This window comes from Oerskovia sp. NPDC060287, from assembly GCF_042726775.1.
Classification (GTDB): Bacteria; Actinomycetota; Actinomycetes; order Actinomycetales; family Cellulomonadaceae; genus Oerskovia; species Oerskovia merdavium.
Map to the genome: position 1 here is coordinate 1 of NZ_JBHXBO010000076.1, position 17,642 is coordinate 17,642.

At 73.2% G+C, this 17,642-nt stretch carries 14 protein-coding genes; 1 reads left to right on the forward strand and 13 read right to left on the reverse strand.

The window, feature by feature from the left end; genetic code table 11:
* Positions 1-220 precede the first annotated feature (220 nt).
* From ACFWFR_RS08950 to ACFWFR_RS09000, 11 genes are all read right to left on the reverse strand, one after another.
* Positions 221-1,273, reverse strand: a complete 1,053-nt coding sequence (locus ACFWFR_RS08950; RefSeq protein WP_377622512.1) for a hypothetical protein — start codon at positions 1,271-1,273, stop codon at positions 221-223.
* 74 nt (positions 1,274-1,347) lie between these two features.
* A complete protein-coding gene (locus ACFWFR_RS08955) occupies positions 1,348-2,463 on the reverse strand; it encodes an App1 family protein (RefSeq protein ID WP_377622513.1) in 1,116 nt (371 codons plus the stop codon).
* A 54-nt stretch (positions 2,464-2,517) separates the two neighbouring features.
* A complete protein-coding gene (locus tag ACFWFR_RS08960) occupies positions 2,518-3,750 on the reverse strand; it encodes a hypothetical protein (protein WP_377622515.1) in 1,233 nt (410 codons plus the stop codon).
* 147 nt (positions 3,751-3,897) lie between these two features.
* Entirely contained in the window at positions 3,898-4,239 is a 342-nt protein-coding gene (locus ACFWFR_RS08965) for a YciI family protein (RefSeq protein WP_377622517.1), read from the reverse strand.
* Between the two features lie 100 nt (positions 4,240-4,339).
* Positions 4,340-5,029 carry a response regulator gene (locus ACFWFR_RS08970; protein WP_377622519.1) on the reverse strand — a complete coding sequence of 230 codons (690 nt, stop codon included), beginning with the start codon at positions 5,027-5,029 and terminating at the stop codon, positions 4,340-4,342.
* Positions 5,026-6,321 carry a sensor histidine kinase gene (locus tag ACFWFR_RS08975; protein ID WP_377622521.1) on the reverse strand — a complete coding sequence of 432 codons (1,296 nt, stop codon included), beginning with the start codon at positions 6,319-6,321 and terminating at the stop codon, positions 5,026-5,028. Before ACFWFR_RS08975 ends, ACFWFR_RS08970 begins: the two co-directional genes overlap by 4 nt.
* A 121-nt stretch (positions 6,322-6,442) precedes the next feature.
* Positions 6,443-7,909, reverse strand: a complete 1,467-nt coding sequence (locus ACFWFR_RS08980; protein WP_377622529.1) for an L-serine ammonia-lyase — start codon at positions 7,907-7,909, stop codon at positions 6,443-6,445.
* Between the two features lie 70 nt (positions 7,910-7,979).
* Entirely contained in the window at positions 7,980-8,645 is a 666-nt protein-coding gene (locus ACFWFR_RS08985) for a DNA-3-methyladenine glycosylase I (protein ID WP_377622522.1), read from the reverse strand.
* A 110-nt stretch (positions 8,646-8,755) separates the two neighbouring features.
* On the reverse strand, positions 8,756-9,079 hold the full coding sequence (locus ACFWFR_RS08990) for a winged helix-turn-helix domain-containing protein (RefSeq protein WP_377622524.1): 324 nt from the start codon (positions 9,077-9,079) through the stop codon (positions 8,756-8,758).
* Positions 9,076-9,528, reverse strand: coding sequence for a hypothetical protein (locus ACFWFR_RS08995; RefSeq protein ID WP_354511696.1), 453 nt, complete (start codon positions 9,526-9,528; stop codon positions 9,076-9,078). Before ACFWFR_RS08995 ends, ACFWFR_RS08990 begins: the two co-directional genes overlap by 4 nt.
* 202 nt (positions 9,529-9,730) lie before the next feature.
* Entirely contained in the window at positions 9,731-11,839 is a 2,109-nt protein-coding gene (locus ACFWFR_RS09000) for a hypothetical protein (protein WP_377622525.1), read from the reverse strand.
* Positions 11,840-12,370: 531 nt separating this feature from the next.
* Here ACFWFR_RS09000 and ACFWFR_RS09005 point away from each other — a divergent pair.
* Entirely contained in the window at positions 12,371-14,281 is a 1,911-nt protein-coding gene (locus tag ACFWFR_RS09005) for a hypothetical protein (RefSeq protein WP_377622526.1), read from the forward strand.
* A 114-nt stretch (positions 14,282-14,395) separates the two neighbouring features.
* Here ACFWFR_RS09005 and ACFWFR_RS09010 read toward each other — a convergent pair whose 3' ends face one another.
* Both ACFWFR_RS09010 and ACFWFR_RS09015 read right to left on the reverse strand, forming a co-directional pair.
* Entirely contained in the window at positions 14,396-16,942 is a 2,547-nt protein-coding gene (locus ACFWFR_RS09010; protein WP_377622528.1) for a LuxR C-terminal-related transcriptional regulator, read from the reverse strand.
* An 84-nt stretch (positions 16,943-17,026) separates the two neighbouring features.
* The gene (locus ACFWFR_RS09015; protein WP_377622531.1) at positions 17,027-17,557 is read right to left on the reverse strand and encodes an O-acetyl-ADP-ribose deacetylase; all 531 of its coding nucleotides are present in this window, start codon (positions 17,555-17,557) and stop codon (positions 17,027-17,029) included.
* Positions 17,558-17,642 lie beyond the last annotated feature (85 nt).

Here is a 17,642-nt window from a genome sequence, read left to right on the forward strand (position 1 = left end):
AGGGCTGCGACGTCGTCGGAGGACCAGTCGCTCAGGGCCTGCGAGATCGAGTCGAGGGGCCCCGCGGGGGGGGTGCGCCGCCGCGGGGCGCCCCCCCCGGGGAGGGGGGTGATATTGGCGCCGGGGGGGGCGGGGGGCCCCCCCCCGCCCCCCCCCCCACCCCCCGGGGGGGCCCCTTCTCCTTGTCTCGCGGGCCCCCCCTCGGCGTTCTCGACGACGCTCAGCCCTGCGGCTCGACCGGGCCCCCCGGGTCGGCACCGCCCGCGACGAGGTCGCCGCAGCTCGTCTCCTGGGCCGTCACGACGACCGGGTCGCTCGCCGGGACCCCCTCGGCCACGGTCTCGGTCTGACCGTTCGTGGCCCGGCGAGCGGACTCGTCGAGGTCGACGAACGTCCGCGCGACGGTGTAGGTCGAGCCGTCGTTCGACATCGCGTTGAGCCCGGCCAGGTGCAGCACGCCGTCGACGGCCGTGCACCCGACTCCTGTACCGAAGCCGCTGAAGCCCTTGTCGAACGTGTACGGCTCGTCCTGCGCGTTCTGCGTGACGTTCACGGCGCAGTTCGCGACCGAGTACAGGAGCACCTCGCGGCCCACGTCGACCAAGCCGATCGGCGCCTCACCGTCGCCTGCCGCGACGAGGTTGACGACCGCGCTCGCCGGGACGGGGCTCGCGGTCGTCACGGGGGCCGAGAACGTGGCCCCGGACGCCGTCGTGATCCCGAAGCGTCGGTCCGCTCCCGTGGTCAACCACGCGGTGTCGGGGCGCCCGTCGAAGTCGACGTCGATGATCTCGTGCGTGCTCGCGCCGTCGGGCGTGCCGCCCTCGGTGGGCGTGCAGCCCGTGGCGGGGGGAGTGGTGACCTCGGTCGTGGGCTCGGGGCTGGGTTCCTCCGACGGGGCCTCGGAGGTCACGGTGCCCGACGGCGTCGCGCCGGGAGAGGCACCGTCGTCGCCCTCCGCGTCACCTCGGGTCGCGAGCCAGACCGTGACGGCCACGATCGCGAGGAGCACCAGTCCTCCGAGCGCCCACCACCAGGCGCGGTTCCCCGAGGGCGTCTCGCCCGGGCCTCCGGGCGGGGGCTCACCCGGGCCGCCGGGGGGCGGCGGGGTCGGTGCGCCGGTCGCGGAGAACGGGTCGGGTGCGTTCGGGATCGGCTCGGCCGGCGGGACGCTGCCCCCGGTGAGACCGCCCGGCGCCGGGAAGCCGGGGCTGATCGGTTCGGTGGGGTCCTGGCTACCTGTGGGGCCTCGTCGCTCCTGGTCGTCCGTCATGTGTCCAGGGAATCATCCCGTGACGAACGGGGCCAACCGGTCAGGTGCCGGCGCCCGCCTCGCGCGGGCGGACCTCAGCGCAGGGCGCGCCCGAGCGCGCGGGCGAGCGCTCCGCCGTCGGGCCCGCTCGCCGTGGGGACGCCGTGCGCGGGGCGCCGGGTGCGGCGCGAGCCGAGGGTGCCCGTCCCACCGCGGGACATGGTGCCGTTCCTGCCCGACGGTGCCGGCGGCTCGTGCGCCAGGATCCGCTGGGCCGCGCTGAGCTGGCGGATGCCGATGGCCGCGATGTGCTGCGGATGACGCTTCGCTGCAGCGGCGTAGATCTCGGGGTCGTGCTGTCCGTCGTCGCCGAGGAGGAGCCATCCGACGTCGGGCAGCTCGCGGACGAGCCGGTCGATCGCGTTGCCCTTGTGCTCCTGACCGCTGCGGAACCACCCCGTGGCGGTGGGGCCCCAGTCGGTGAGGAGCAGCGTCCCGGGCGGGAACCCGTTGCGGTCGAGGAAGCGTTCGAGGTTTCCCGCGGTGTTCCACGCCCCGTTCGACAGGTACACGAAGGGGGTCTCTGGATGGACAGAAGCGATGCCGTGGTACAGGTCGGCCATGCCGGGCACGGGTCGTCGCTCGCTCGCGTGCAGCCCGAACGTGTTCCACACCGCGCGCAGCAGGCTGGGGACCATGGTGATCATGACCGTGTCGTCGATGTCGCTGATGACCCCCAGGCGCCGACCAGGACCGACCACGAAGACCCGCGACGTCGCGACGGCCCCGCTCGCGGTCGCGAGCTGCACGTCGTGCCACCCCTCCTCGAGCGCGACGTCGAGCATCCCGTCCACGTAGCCGTCCCGGTCTGCCGCGAGGTCCACGACGAGACGCTCGTCGAGCCCCGAGGCTCCCGTGCGCGTCACGGACGCGCGCACCACCTCGCCGGGGGCCGAGACCGTGAGGTAGTTGCGCCACCCCCGCCGGTTCCAGACCAGGTCCGCGCGGCGGTGCGGACGGCTCAGCAGCACGCGCGCCAGGACGCGCACCGAGCCGTCGGTGCCGTAGCCGACGTACGGCTCGATCCGCGGGGTCCACCCCCGCGACCGGAGGAATCGCACAGCAGCCGCACGGATCCGGTCCTCGAGGCGCGCCGACAGGTGCAGGTGCTGGACCGGAGGGGTCGGGGACGGCAGGTGCTCCTGGTGCATGGGGTCCGATCGTCGAAGGTGCTGGTCTTCCACCTTGGCACACGGGGACCCGGTTCATCGGGCGACGCGGTGCGTGGCCGACGAGGGCGAACGACCGCACAGCCGGCAGGTTCCTCGGCGCCGGGTCGCGTACGCGGCCGTGGCGACCCCGAGCGCGACGCTCCACAGGGGCCAGAGCACGCCAGGACCGAACGCCGCCCAGCTGGCCAGGACCTCTGCCGGGGGCATCTCGAGCAGGCCCTTGATCATCGAGAGACCGGCCGGGAGGATCGCGACCGCGACCACTGTGGCGGGGACGACCGCGAGCGCGACGGGGACCCGACGCCCCGCCAGACCAGGGACCCAGCGGGGGAAGACCTCTCCCCACCGTTGGACGAGACCGAGGGTCAGCACGGCGCCGACCACGGCGAACAGTCCGAGGCCCACGGCGGGAGCGACCAGCTTGCCGGCGTCCTGCTCGTACATCTCGGGGTCGAGCCCGAGCGGGTACCCCAGCACCCAGATCAGCCGCGTGACGGCGTAGAGGCACGGGATGGTCGCCGCGACGATCGCGGCGGGCAGTCCCCAGGCCACGATGCCCGACGGCGTCGTGGAGGTCTTCCCGACCGGTGCCGGTACGCGGTGGTCGCGGGTCGGCGGATCAAGGCGTCCGCAGACCGCGCACGCACCGCTGCTGCGCCGGACGAACAGGACGGTCGTGACCACGAGGAGGGTCAGGGCGACGAGCACGCCGAGCTGGAGCAGGAACGCCGGCGCGACGTACTGTTCGAAGGCCCCCGCGAGCTCCGGGTCGAACGGTGCCCGGACGAGGACCACGGGGAGGTACCCCATACGGGCGAGAAGGCTGGTGTCGGCGAACAGGACACCGAGCGACGCGACGAGCACGGAGACGGTGACGGCCGCGGCGCGCACCCGGCGCGTCGTCGGGCGGGCGGCGCGCGACGTCATCCACGCCGCGTGCGCCGCCCCGAACAGTCCCAGGGTGGCGAGCGCCGCGGTCAGGCTGTCGCTCGGGACGGAGTCGACGATCGTCCCGGCGGCATCGGGCGTCGACGCCCCCACCGGCAGGTGGCGCCCGGTGAGGACGGCCACGAGGGCCGTGACCGCCCCTGCGAGCCACCACGCGACCGTGAGACCCGGGACCCACCGCGACCATCGGGGGGCGTCGCCGGGAGGGTGTGCCGTGCCGTCGGGCCGTGAGCCGGCGGGACCGGACGGGCTGTGCCGGTGTCCTGCTGAGGTCGTGGTCGAGCCGGGCGAGCTGGCCGTGAGTTCCGAGCCGTCCATGGTGTCTCCCGAGGTGACGGCCGCCGGGGGTCCGGCGGGCTGTCACTCCAGGCTCCCGGCGTGCGGCCGGGACGGGATCACCCGCTCCGGTGAGCGGGGTCCCCCGTACGGGGGAACCGCCTGGGTGCGGTCGGGCGGTCGACCCCGTCAGCTCGCGGGGTCGTAGTGGAAGGCGCGCACCTCCTGCGCGCACCGGCAGGCGACCGCGAACTTCGCGGCCCATGCCAGCGCTTCCTCGCGCGTGGGCACCTCCAGGAGGGTGAAGCCGCCGTCGAGCTGCTCCGTCTGCGGGTACGTGCCCTCGGTCACCGTGCCGTCCCCGTCGACCAGGACGGGGCGAACGCCCTCGTCGATCGCGGCGCCGAACACCCAGACCCCTGCTTGCTTCGCCTCCTCGACCACCGCGCGGGACGCGTCCGAGACGGCCGGTAGCTCGTCGTCGGGAACGACCATCGCTGCACTCGGGAAGGTGATCAGATACTTCGTCATGGTGTCGCCTCCTGGATCCGTGTCGTGGGGCTCGGAACCATCCTCGCCGACCCGCGGGAGCCCTGCACGGGGGCTCGACAGTCCCCTCGAACCTCGTGCCCTAGGGGTTCGGTCGCACGAAGCCCGACTCGTAGGCTGCGACGACGGCCTGCGTGCGGTCGCGGACACCGAGCTTGGCGAGCAGGTTGCCCACGTGGGTGCGCACGGTCTCCACCCCGAGGAACAGCTCGCCGGCGATCTCCGTATTGGACCTCCCGGTGGCCATGAGGCGCAGCACGTCGCCCTCGCGCTCGGTGAGCCGGGCCGAGCGCAGGGCATCGCCCTGTGCCGGGTGAGCGGTCGCGAGGCGTCGCACCGCGTCGGGGAAGAGGAGCGACTCCCCGTGGGCGACGACCCGCACGGCCTGGGCCAGCTCCTCGGGGCGCGCTCGCTTGAGGAGGAAGCCGTGCGCGCCCGCGCGGAGCGCGTCGAGCACGTGGTCGTCGTTCTCGAACGTCGTCATGACGAGGACCCGGGGAGCGGGTCCGCGGGCCACGATCGCGCGGGTCGCGGCGATCCCGTCGACGTGCGGCATGCGGACGTCGAGCAGCACGACGTCGGGCCGGGTCGCCTCGACCGCGCCGGGCACCTCGGCCCCGTCCGCGGCCTCCCCGACGACCTCGAGGTCGGGCTCGGCGTCGAGGATCACCCGCAGGCCTACCCGGACCAGCGGCTCGTCGTCGACGACGAGGACACGCAGGACCCTCGCGGGTCCGGCCTGGCCGGTCACGTCAGGATCCGTCCGACTCATGAGGCCACCTCGCCCGACGCGGCCCCGTGAACGCCGAGAGGCAGGGACGCGCGCACGACCCACGCTCCGCCGTCGGGCCCCGCGAAGAGCGTGCCGCCGAGCGCGGTCACGCGCTCCTCCATACCGGCGAGCCCGCGGCCCCGCCGACCCGACGCCCCGCCCGGCGGGGACGACCACGGGTGCCGGACCTCGATCCGGAGGTCGTCCGCGCGGACCACCTGGACGTGGATCGGTGCTCCCGGCGCGTGCCGCAGCGCGTTGGTGAGCGACTCCTGGGCGATCCGGTAGATCTCGCGCGTCACCGTCACCGTCAGCGGTGCCCGGCCCACCTCGCCCACGAGGCGCAGCGTGACGTGCGCCCCCGCAGCACGGGCGTGCTTGACGAGCATCGCGACGTCGTCGTCGTGCTCGGTCGATGCGTCGCTCCTGGGGTCGCGCAGGCGTCTCAGCAGGTCGTCGAGCTCGGCCAGCGCGTGGCGACCCGTCTCCTCGATGGCCTCGAGCGCACGTCGCGACGCCTGCGGGTCGGTCTCCAGGGTGCGGGTGGCCGCCGCGGCCTGGAGCACGGTGATCGTCAGGGCGTGGCCGACGCCGTCGTGCACGTCGCGGGCGAGACGGTTGCGTGCGGTCAGGCGCGCTGCCTGCGCCTCGAGCTCCGCGATGCGCTCGCTCTGGTCGGGGCCCAGCAGTGCCGGTGCCGCCGCCCGCAGCACGGCACGTGCTCCGACGACGGCGTACGGCAGGGCGAGGAGCACGAGCAGCGCGAGCGCGACACGAGCCGCCTCGCCCTCCAGCACCCCCGTCAGCCACCCGGGGTCGACGAACGGCTCGCCGAACACCGAGAGCACCAGGTCGAGCACGAGCGGGACCACGGCCAGCAGCACGGCGACGACGAGAAGTCCGAGCAGCAGGTGGAGAACGAACCAGGCTGCACCACGCCACCGGGCGGCCGCGCCGGGCCTGCTCGACGGGACGGGGACGTCGACGTCGAGCAGGGTGCGCACCGCGAGGACCTCGACCGCTCGGACCGGGGCGAGGAAGGGCGGCACGGCGGCGAGGATCGTCGCGACGATCGCGAGCACGACGGTCGTGGGGGTCGCGGTCCGCGGCTCGGCGAACATCTGCAGGAACCCTGCGCCGAGCAGCCCGTACGCCCCGGCCACCACGCCGCCCACGACCAGGAAGACCCCCGCCCGGACCGTCGCCCCGGACGTCAGGGGCGCGACCACGGCGCGCAGCGAGAAACGCGGCGCCGGAGCGCGGCGCGCTCGATCGGGGGACGAGCCGGACATCTCGCCATCATGTCAGGCGGGAGTGGTCGGCGCGCTGGGACTCCGGTGCGGGGCGCTGCCGGAGGACACCCAGCACTCGTCGATGCGGACCGCTCTCAGCGCTCGTTCAGCCGGACCGCCTTCAGCACTCGATGACGTTGACCGCGAGGCCACCCGTCGACGTCTCCTTGTACTTGGTCGACATGTCGAGCCCCGTCTGGCGCATGGTCTCGATGACCGTGTCGAGCGAGACGACGTGCGCGCCGTCTCCCTGGAGGGCCAGCTTGGCGGCCGAGACCGCGGTGCAGGCCGCGATCGCGTTGCGCTCGATGCACGGGACCTGGACGAGTCCGCCGACCGGGTCGCACGTGAGCCCGAGGTTGTGCTCCATCGCGATCTCCGCGGCGTTCTCCACCTGCGCCGGAGTGCCGCCGAGCACCGCGCAGATGGCCCCCGCCGCCATGGAACAGGCCGAGCCGACCTCGCCCTGGCACCCGGCCTCCGCCCCCGAGATCGATGCGTTGCGCTTGTAGAGCGCGCCGATCGCGCCGGCGGTGAGCAGGAACGTGCGCATGGCGAGGCGGGCGGCGTCCTCGTCGGCTGCGAGGTCCGGGTGGATCCGCAGGAAGTGGCGGCCGACGGCGGGCAGGATGCCTGCGGCCCCGTTGGTGGGGGCCGTGACGACGCGGCGGGCGTCGGCGTTCTCCTCGTTGACGGCCATGGCGTAGGCCTGGAGCCACTCGATCGAGTGGTCGTTGCGAGCGACCGCCCCGCTCGCGGCTTCAGCGGCTTCGGCAGCCTCCAGCTTCTCGCGCTGCGCCCGGGCCCGACGGCGGACCTTGAGCCTCCCCGGGAGCATGCCGCGGCGGTCCAGCCCCGCGTCGACGCACTCGCTCATGGTCCGCCAGATCCGGTCGAGCCCCGCGCCGACCTCGGACGCCGGGCGCAGCGAGACCTCGTTCTCCCACGCCGTCTCGGCGATCGATCGACCCTCGAGCGTGCAGGACGCCAGGAGCTCGGCCGCGTTGGCGAACGGGTGCGGGACGTCCGAGGGCTCGGTGGCCGGGTCGATCGGTGCACCTGCGAGCTCGGCGGTGTGCTGGGCCTCCTCGTTCGCGGCGGCGGCCTCGAGCTCCTGCTCGGTGAGGACGAACCCGCCGCCGACCGAGTAGTAGACCTGCTCGGCCACGACGTCGCCGCTCGCGTCGAGAGCGGTGAACCGCATCCCGTTGGGGTGGCCCGGGAGCCGGGTGAGCGGGGCCAGGCGGACGTCGGCGCTCGACATGGTCACGGCTCGGTGGCCGAGGATGCGGACCTCGTGGCCGTCGCCCAGGCGCTCCCAGCTCCCGGGGACCTCGTCGGGGTCGCACGTCTCCGGGTCGAGGCCTCGGAGCCCGGCGACCACGGCGTCCGGGGTCCCGTGCCCGATCCCCGTCGCGCCGAGCGACCCGCACAGCACGACCTTGACCGTGGCGACCTGGTCGAGCACGGCGCGTTGCTCGAGCGAGCGCGCGAACGTGGTGCCGGCCCGCATGGGGCCGACGGTGTGCGAGCTCGAGGGCCCGATGCCGACCGAGAAGAGGTCGAGGACGCTGACGTACGAGGACATGGTCCTCATGATCGCACCTCATCTCACGGAGTGGAACTCTTCTGCTATAGCAAGTGGCCCGGAGCCGTGCTCAGCGCGAGGTCACGACCGGGCACGTGGCGAGGTGGTCGTCGACGAGCCCGCACGCCTGCATGGCCGCGTAGGCGGTCGTGGGGCCGATGAACTTGAAGCCCTCCTTCTTGAGCGCCTTGGCCAGGGCGACCGACTCAGGGGTGCTGGCCGCGAGGTCCGCGAACGTCGCGGGGCGAGGGCGGTCGGGGGGAGTGCCGCCCTCGGGTGCGCGTGAGCCGCCCGGTGCGAACGACCAGACCAGGTCGTCGAGCGTCCGGCCTTGCTCGTGCAGCGCGAGCAGGGCGCGGGCGTTGGAGATGGTCGCCTCGATCTTCATCCGGTTGCGGATGATCGACGCGTCCTGGAGCAGCCGCTCGACGTCCTCCTCGGTGAAGCGCGCGACGACCTCGGGGTCGAAGCCCGCGAAGGCCGCGCGGAACGCCGGGCGCTTGCGCAGGACGGTGATCCAGGCGAGTCCCGACTGGAAGGCCTCGAGGGCCAACCGCTCGAACAGTGCCTCGTCCCCGTGGACCGGGATGCCCCACTCGGTGTCGTGGTACTCCTCGTACAGCGGGTCGCCGTCGCCGAAGCAGCGGGCACCCGGCGCGGGGCTGGGGGTGTCGACGGGTGCGGCGAGCGGAGCGGGCGAGGTGGCTTCGGGGGACGTGGCCTCGGTCGTGGTCATGGTCCCACTCTTGCGCACGGCACCCACGTGCGGTGCCGGAGGGCGTGGTCCTGTGGAACGAGCGCCGGTCGGCGGGCCTGTGCACGGCTCCCGTCCACAGGACCTGTGGATCAGGCGTCGGCGACCGGAGGGAGCTGCTGCTCGGCGATCGCGCGCAGCGCCTGGAGGTGGCTGGTCAGCGCGGCGCGGCCCGCGGGTGTGAGGGACGCCCAGGTCCGTGGTCGACGGCCGACACGGTCCTTGCTGATCTCGACGTAGCCAGCCTCCTCGAGCACCGTGAGCTGCTTGGAGAGGGCCGAGTCGGACACCTCGATCGTGTCGCGCAGCGACTTGAAGTCGGCCTTCTCGACCCCGGCGAGCGCCGCGACGACCGAGAGGCGGACGGGGGAGTGGATGACGTCGTCGAGCCGGTGACGGGGGTGGGTCTCGGTCATGCTGCCTGCTCCTCGCGGCGCGGCCAGAGGGCGACGACAACCATCGGGACGGCCGAGACCAGCGCCGCGGGCAGCCAGTAGGCGAGGTTGCCCGCTTGTCCGGGCAGGCCGACGACGAGGGTCGCACCGTAGACCACGGCCCATGCCGCCGCGGCAACCGCGAGGCGCCGGCGCGACCCCTGTGCCAGGAAGCCCTGACGCGACGCCCAGGTCACGCCGATCGTGACCAGCGCCGCCCAGGCCGCCATGCCGACGAAGAACCCGACCTGTCCGCCCATGCCGATCGCGAGCACGAGGCCGATGCTGCCGAGCCCCCAGCCCAGGAGGTACGTCCTGACCCAGCGGGCCCCGCGGAGCCTGGTCGTGCGGGTGCTGGATTCCGCGAGGGCCAGCACCGCGGCGGCTTCCTGGGGGCTCGGGGCGGCGGGGGAGAGTGCGTCGTGGCTCATGTATCCATCGAAGCATCTACTTTCCTATCTGGCAAGTACACGCTGGATTGACAACTTGCCGTACCGCGCCCGGCCGACGACGCAGAGCGAGGGCGGCGGGAGCCGCGTCCAGGTCATGGACACGGCCCCGCCACCCTCGAGATGCGCGGCGTCACCGTCGACTGTGAAGGCGCCGCGCGGGATCGCGCTGGTCAGCCGGTGCTCAGATGGTGAGCCGGCGGCGCATTCCCAGTCCTACGCCGAACACCCCGGCGAGAAGCCCCCCACCCAGGATCGCTGAGGCGCCCATCGACAGCTTGCCCGCGGGGCTGTTCTCGACGTCCGACTTCATCTTGGCCGTGCCGTCCGAGATCTCGACGGTCCCGTCGGCGAGCGTGCCGGCGCCGTCCGCCAGCGTCGAGGTGCCCTCGGCGAGGTCGCCCGCACCGTCGGCCAGCGTCGTGGTCCCGGCGTGCAGCGTGCCCGCGCCCTCGGCGAGCGCGGCGTTGCCCGCGGCGAGCGTCGTGGCACCGTTCGACAGCGTCGTGATGCCGGTGTGCAGCGAGAGCGAGCCGTCCTCGAGCTTGGTCGTGCCCGCGAAGAGGTCACGGGCGCCCGTGGCGAGCTTCGTGTTGCCCGCAGCGAGCTCGCCGAGCTTGGTCGAGAGCGTGCCCGCCCCGTCCGCCGCGGCCCAGGCCCCGTCGGAGACCTTGAGCGCGCCGGGGGCGAGTGCGCTGAGCCCGGTGTTGAGATCGCTGGCGCCGGTGGCGGCCTTCTGGATGCCGGGGGCGAGTGCGCCGAGTCCGATGGTGAGGGTGGAGGCGCCGGTGGCGGCGTCCTTCGCGCCGGTCGCGACCTCGGCGGCGCCGGGGGCGAGCTCGCCGAGCTTGGTGCTCAGCGTCGCTGCGCCGGTGGCAGCGGCCTCGGCACCCGTGGCGACGCGCTGCGACCCGGCCTTGACCTGTGCAGCACCGCGCGAGAGATCGCCCAGCCCGACGGAGAGCTGTCCGGCCCCGTCGGCCACCTGCTTCGCTCCCGTCTGCAGTGTCTGGGCGCCCTTGTCGAGGTCCGCACTCCCGGTCTTGAGGGCGGCGGATCCCGCAGTCAGAGACCGGGCGCCGTTCGCGAGCCCCTTCTCTCCGGCCAGTCCCACGTGGAGCTGGGCAGTTCCCTCGGCGACCTTCTTCGCCCCGGACTCGACCGACGATGCTCCCGCCGAGAGCTCAGCGGCGGCACCTGCGAGCTGATCGAGCTGGGCCTTCAGGGGAGAGTCGGCCGGTACCGCGCCCGACACAGCGGCAAGACTGCTGGCGAGGTCTGCGGCACCGGACTCCACGCCGGCGGCACCTGCTGCGACACCCGCCGATCCGTCCTTCAACGACTTCGCCGAGACCGCTGCCTGGTCCAACCCGGCGGACAGCGCACTCGCGCCGTCGTGGATCTGGGCTGCGCCGGCCGCCACGGTGGCGGAGCCGCTGGCGAGTGCGGTCGCGCCGTCGGAGACGCCGCGGGCACCGGTGGCCAAGGAACTGCTGCTCGTGGCGGCTCCGGCAGCACCGGTCGAGAGGGTCGAAGCCCCCAGTGCGAGGTCCGCTGCGCCCGGGGCCAGCTCGCTCGTGAGCTTGCCGCTCAGGTCGCCGGATCCGGCGTGGAGCTGGGCGGCGCCGCCGGCGACCCTGGCGGCCCCCGGGGCGAGCTTGTCGTTGAGGCCGGTGGTGAGCGTCTGTGATCCGGCGAAGGCTCGGGCTGCTCCGGGGGCGAGCTCGGAGTTGAGGCCCTTGCTGAGCTCGCCCGATCCGGCGAATGCCCTGGCCGTGCCGTCGGAGACCTTGGTGGCTCCCGGTGCCAGCTCGGCGGAGATCTTGCCGTCGAGGGTCTGCGCCCCGGCGGCGAGCTTCCTTGAACCGTCTGCGGCCTCCGCGGCCCCGGGGGCCAGCCTGGCTGCTCCGGCGTTGAGCTCGTCGGCTCCGGCAGCGAGCTGCGCGGCGCCGTCGAGCGCGGTGACCCCGCCGGCCGCGAGCTGTTCGGCGCCGCTCGACGCCTGGGTCGCGCCCGCAGAGAGGGTCTTCGCCCCGTCCTCGAGGGCCTTCGACCCGTCGGCGACCTTGCCTGCGCCGTCCTCGGCGCGGGTCGCGCCGTCGGCCAGCTCGGCTGCGCCCGCTTCGAGACGGGAGGCTCCGTCGTCGAGGCGCGTGGCGCCGTCGGCCACCTTGCCGTTGAAGAGGAGGAGATAGCCGACGAGCACGACGACGACGAGTGCCAACGCCACCAGGGCGCCGATGGTCAGGGCTGAGTGCGCGCGCGAAGGGCGCGGAAGTGCGTGGGTTGTCATGTGCGAGGGTCCTCTCGTGGCCGGCCTCGTTGCCGGTCTGATCGCGGAGCGCCCATCACCTTGGTGCGACTCCGAGTATCAGGTAAATCACCGTCGACGCTAGCAACGGGCGAGAGGGGGAGGAAAGCAAGTATCTGATACTTCGAAAATCACAAGTTGGTAAAGGTCGCACGAGGACCCCTGAGCGATGCCGCGAGGGCCCCCTCCGCCGGGCGCGGGGCACGACAGCCGGTGCACGACCTCGCGACCGTGCACCACCTACGTAGCTCTCGACCAGCACCTAGCGAGGGTGAAACCTTCACGACGAAACGGACTTCCACGCCGGGAGGCGCCCCCGTCCGTCGTACGGCTCGGACTCAGCACCCGGAGCGGCTCCTAGCGTTCTGTGCATGGCGGAGGCCGGTACCACCGGTCCGATCCCGAAGGTCGTCCCGCCGCACTCGGCCCGTCCCGATCGAACGACCACCCGGGACCTGGGCGCTCCGCCAACAGGCAGGAGGCCCCCCGAGGAACGACGAGAGGAACGAGCACATGAGCAAGGTCACCTGGAAATCACGCACCGCGGTCTCGGCGATCGGCGTCCTGACGCTGGCTGCCACGGTCAGCCCGACCGCAGCGTTCGCCGTCGACGGCGCCGAGGACGCTCACCTGACTCCCGAGTCCGTGGCGGCCGTCGAGGCCGCGCTCGAGGCGGACACCGGCCTCGTGGCCGACCCCGTCGAACAGCCCGACGCCACCTCGGAGAACGGATCGGTCGCCCCCGAGGCCCCCTCCGCTCCCGCCGCCGACGTGTCGTCCCCCGACTCCGGCCCCGTGGGAACGGACGAGACGCTCACCGGGGCCTCGGGTGACGCGGACGAGTCGCTCGGCGACGCCGGCCCCGATGCTGAAAGCACTCTCGTCGACGAGCACGACACCGCGTCGACCGTCCCGCCGACCTCCGCGCCCGCGGCCGCGTCGGCGCCGGTCACGGCGTCGGACGCGATGCCCGCGTCGTACCCCGACCCGAGCTACTCCCCGCACTGGCACGACGGCGGTGAGCACGGCTTCTCGTGCGACTACTGGTACTTCACGGAGCCCGAGGAAGGCGGCTCGGGGCGTGACTGGGCCGGCTGGTACGGCCAGCCGCAGCTGCACATCCTGCACCACGAGATCGTCCACGAGGACGGCTCGACCCAGATGGTCTACGACCGGGACATCGCCGACTACTGGTACCACGCGTGGAACCGCGAGACGGCGTCACCCGACGCCGACGGCATCCACTGGTCCAACACGGCCGGGCAGCAGACGGTGCTCGGCAACGGCTTCAAGGGCGGGGTCGACTGGGACGCCCGCGTCGCCGACGCGCGCGCGTTCCTCGAGCGGGCCGGCGTCACGATCGCCTACCCCGACAGCGAGTGGATGACCGAGGAGAACGGATACACCCCCGAGGAGATCGCAGCGAGCCACGAGCGCTACGACGAGTTCATCGCGTACGAGGCCACGCAGTTCGCGGTGTGGTACTTCTCGACCGGCCACGACGTCATGGGGCTGTTCTTCGTGGTCGGCGAGGACGGCAGCGTGTCCCTCAGCGACTACGCCCTCCAGCAGTTCGACGCCGAGACGGGCAGCGGCTGGCAGTACAACGGGATGAGTGACCGCCTCGCGACCCTGCACGGAGCCGCGTGGCTCATCGAGCAGGCGATCAACACCACGTGGATCGCCCCTCAGCCCGGGTTCGTCTCGCACGGCTACGTGGGCAACGAGGACGGGTCGACCGACTTCGGCTTCACGGTCACCCTCGTCGGTGGCGCGGGTGACGTGAACGTCGAGCTGCGGACCACCGACGGGTCCGCCCTGCCGGCAGGCGTGGTCCTCGTCGACTCCGCCGGACGCCCGGTCACCTCGATCACCCCCGGGCAGAGGGTCTTCGTCCGTGTTCCCGCGGGCACCGACGTCGCGACGCTCCCCGCCCTGCAGATCTGGGGCTCGGCGGAAGGCACCGAGCAGGGCAGCCCCCACTTCTACAAGGGGCGCGACAACTCGGGCTACGACGACGAGGGCAACCTCACGGGCAACGACCACTTCCTCATCGGCTTCGGCAACCTCGACCAGAAGACCGTGGCGTGGGACTGGGCGGCGATCGACTTCGCCGCGCTCCCGCCGGCACCGGTGGACCCCGTCGACCCCGTCGACCCGGTCGACCCGGTGGACCCGGTGGACCCGGTGACGCCCGTCGTGCCGGCCGGGCCCACCGACCCGGTCTCTGCGGACCTGACCGACCCGGCCAGCCCGGTGCTCGTCGCGGCAGGCCTGGACGCGGCCACGGCGACCGAGCTCGACGGATCGCTCGCCGAGACCGGGACGTCCGCCGGTGTCCTGTTCGCGACGTTCCTCGTCCTGGTCGGCACGGGCGGTGTGCTCACCCTGGTGAGCCGCCGTCGCCGTGGAGCCGAGAGCTGACCGTCACCTCCGGAGGAGCCTCGCCCTGCTCGGGCGGGGCTCCTCGGCGTGCCCGTCGGGCTGGCCGGGAAGCAGGACCTGGCCGGGTGCGAGTCCCAGGATCTCTCTCGCCCCTCAACGTGCCCGACGAGCGGCGACCTGGGACAGGTCGTCGCGATTGCGTGCCCCGGACTTGCGCATGCCGTTCGAGACGTGGTTCTCGACCGTACGTACCGAGACGCCGAGCCGCTCCGCGATCTCGACGTTACGCAGCGTCATGGCGAGCAGCGCCACCTCGGTCTCGCGGTCCGTCAGGAGGGACGGCGACGCCTCCCTGTGGGCGGCGTCCAGGGTGTGCGGTCCGCTCTCGGGACCGAACTGCGTCAGGATCTCGTCGAGCGCGTCCGCACGCGCCTCGTCCGCCGTTCTCGCCGTTCGCGCTGCGTGCCCGACGAGGCACGCGGCGACGAACGTCTGGTCGGAGGTCAGCAGCGCGCTGATCTCGTCGTCGGTCGGTAACCCGTCGTCGTCGACGAGGACCGCGGCGAGGCGGGCGAGGGGTGCGAGCTCGTCCAGCTCGTGGGACTCGACGAGCTCGCCGAGGCGCCGGACCCCGGCGACGTCGGGCAGGACCACGAGCTGGAGGAGGAGCTCGAGGAGCTCCGTCGCGGCCAGGCCTCGTCCGCGGCGCTCGTCCGCGACGGCGGCAAAGGCTGCCGTGACCTGCGAGGCGTCCTTGTCGACGACCCCCCGGACCACGTCGGAGAACGCGCGCGCCGTCGTCGGACCCGGGCCGTCCGGCGTGTGGGGACGGTCTGCGTGCGTGACGAGCGACTCGGCGACGTCCGCCCTGCCCTCGCATGCCGCGACGAGACCCGAGAGCCGCAGCATCCCTGCATGCAGCGGGCTCATGAGGCCGCTGGGCCGACCGAGCACGAAGACCGAGTGCATGATGCTCTCCGCCTCGTTCCACCGACCGGTGAGGAAGAGGGCGAGCGACGCGACGTATCCGGAGACCGACTGCCCGAGGCGGTTCAGGTCCCGGCGTGACTGGGACCAGGCTCCGGTCGCGATCGTCGCCATCTCGGTCCAGCGACCGCGCACGAGAGACAGCAGCCCGTCCCGGAAGAGGTCGTAGTCCTCGGAGAAGCGAGACGCGGGAGTCTCGATCTCCAGGACGCGTTGCGCCTCGGCCGGCTCGAGGGCGAGCGTGTGCAGGTAGGCGAGGACCCTGACGGGGAGCGCGCGGGGGGCGTCCGACTCGACGTACGGCCCGAGCAGCTCGACGTACCCGTCAGGGACGGGACCGATCGCGGCCTGCAGCAGCAGGTCGTAGGCGACGAGCTCGGGGGCGATGTCGGGACGGTCGTGGGCGTATCCGCGCAGGCGCGCGAGTGCGCCCGAGAGGTTGCGACGGACGTAGCCGTCCCATTGCGCCTCGAGGGTCAGGTAGCGCGTGAGGACGACGACGTCTGTGGCGTCCGGGGGGACGACCGTGGCCCGGAAGACCTCTTCGACACGGCGCGCGTCGGGCGACGCCTCCCAGACGGCGGACAGGTACGCCTCCGCGTTCGCGACGGTCGGTTCCTCCTCCCACTGCGCCCACCGAGCGTTCCCGAGGACGTCCGCCTGGACCTCGTGGTAGCGGGCGAGGGCCGCGTCCTGACGGGACCCGTCCCGCCGGGGAGCGCCGCGACGGTCGGTGGTCGGCGTCACGCCGTGAGGCGCGAGGACCGCCCGGGCCCATGCCCGCGGCACCTCGGACCGCCGATAGGTCAGGCAGTCGACGAGCACGGGAGGCGTGACGGTGGCCGTCGTCCGGCCGTCGGGTTCCTCGACGAACGCCAGCAGGCCTCGCTCCTCGAGAGGTTCGAGGCCTCCGGGGGCGATCACGTCGAGCACGGTGTCGAGCGGTTGTGTCCCGAGACCGGCGAGCAGGAGCGCCGCGTCCCGTGCGGGACGATCGAGGCCGTGCAGCAACGACTCGACGACTCCGCACGACGACGGTGACCACAGGTCCGGGGCGGAGATGCGCCACCCGTCGGCGTAGCGGGTCAGGAGGCCGTCCCGAGCCGCTGCCAGGGCGACCGAGACCACGAGCCGAGGGTTCCCCGCGGTGTACGTGAGGACCCGCACGACCGTCCCGCTGTCGACCGGTCCGTCGAGCGTGGCCGCCAGGAGTGCCGAGACGTCGTCGTACCGCAGCGCTCCCAGCTCGATGCGCACCTGGTCCGCCGGGAGGGTCAGCACCTGGTCGGAGTCGTGCATGGTGCGGGGGCGTTTCGCGGCGAGCAGCGGCGCACCGGTACGTTCGCGGGCGATGTCGACGACGGTCAGGCTCTCCGGGTCCACCGTCTCGAGATCGTCGACGACGAGCACGGGCTGGGTCGAGGCCGTCAGTCGCCGTGAGAGCGCGTCAGCGACGTCGAGCAGGTCGGGAGGGCGTCCTCCGGCACGGGGGACCAGGCCGAGGTCGAGAGATCTGAGTGCGGCGAGGGGGACCTTCCGCAGCCCCGCGTGCCCTCGCACGTGCTCGACGGAAGCCCCGGTGCGTTCGAGCTCGGTGACCACCGCCCGCACGACCGCGCTGCGCCCGCTGCCGATCATGCCGACGAGCGCGATGCTCGTGCCCGAGCGCAGAAGCTCGAGGACACGGACCGTCTCCTCCTCGAAGAGGTTCATTTCCACACTGTGAGGGGCGGACGGGGGCACGGCAATCCGACGGGCTCGTGAGCCGGGCCCACCGCGCTGCAGGCTCTGCGGTGGTCAGGTCCCGGGTTCGGCGAGCGCGCCCTCGAAGGCGCTCAGCAGCCTCCCGCTGAACAGGACGAACCGCACGGCCTCGATGCCCTGGTCGTCCTGGGCCCCCCACGCGCGCACGGCCCGTACCGCGACCTGTGCGACCTCGTGCGCGTCCCACCCGTAGACGCCCGCGCTCACGGCGGGGAACGCGACCGAGACGGCACCGAGCCCGGCGGCGACGTCCAGGGAGGTCGTGAAGCACGAGGCGAGGAGCGTCGGATCGGTCTGGCCGCGGTGGCGGTCCGGGCCGACCGTGTGGATCACCCACCGTGCCGGCAGGTCGAAGCCCGGCGTCGCGACCGCCCCGCCCACGGGCAGGCCGTCGGGCAGGGACGTGCGTCGCAGCTCGCGGCACGCGGCGAGCAGCCGGGGGCCGGCCGCGGCGTGGATCGCCCCGTCGACCCCACCACCCCCGAGCAGGGACGAGTTCGCAGCGTTGACGATCGCGTCGACGTCGACCGTCGTGATGTCTCCGAGCTCGGCGGTGAGGCGCATGCCCCCATGCTCGCGCACGTCGTGCGCGTCCGCCCCGGCCCGGGGACGCAGAAGGCGGCCCGACGGCGGGAGGGGTGTTCCGCCG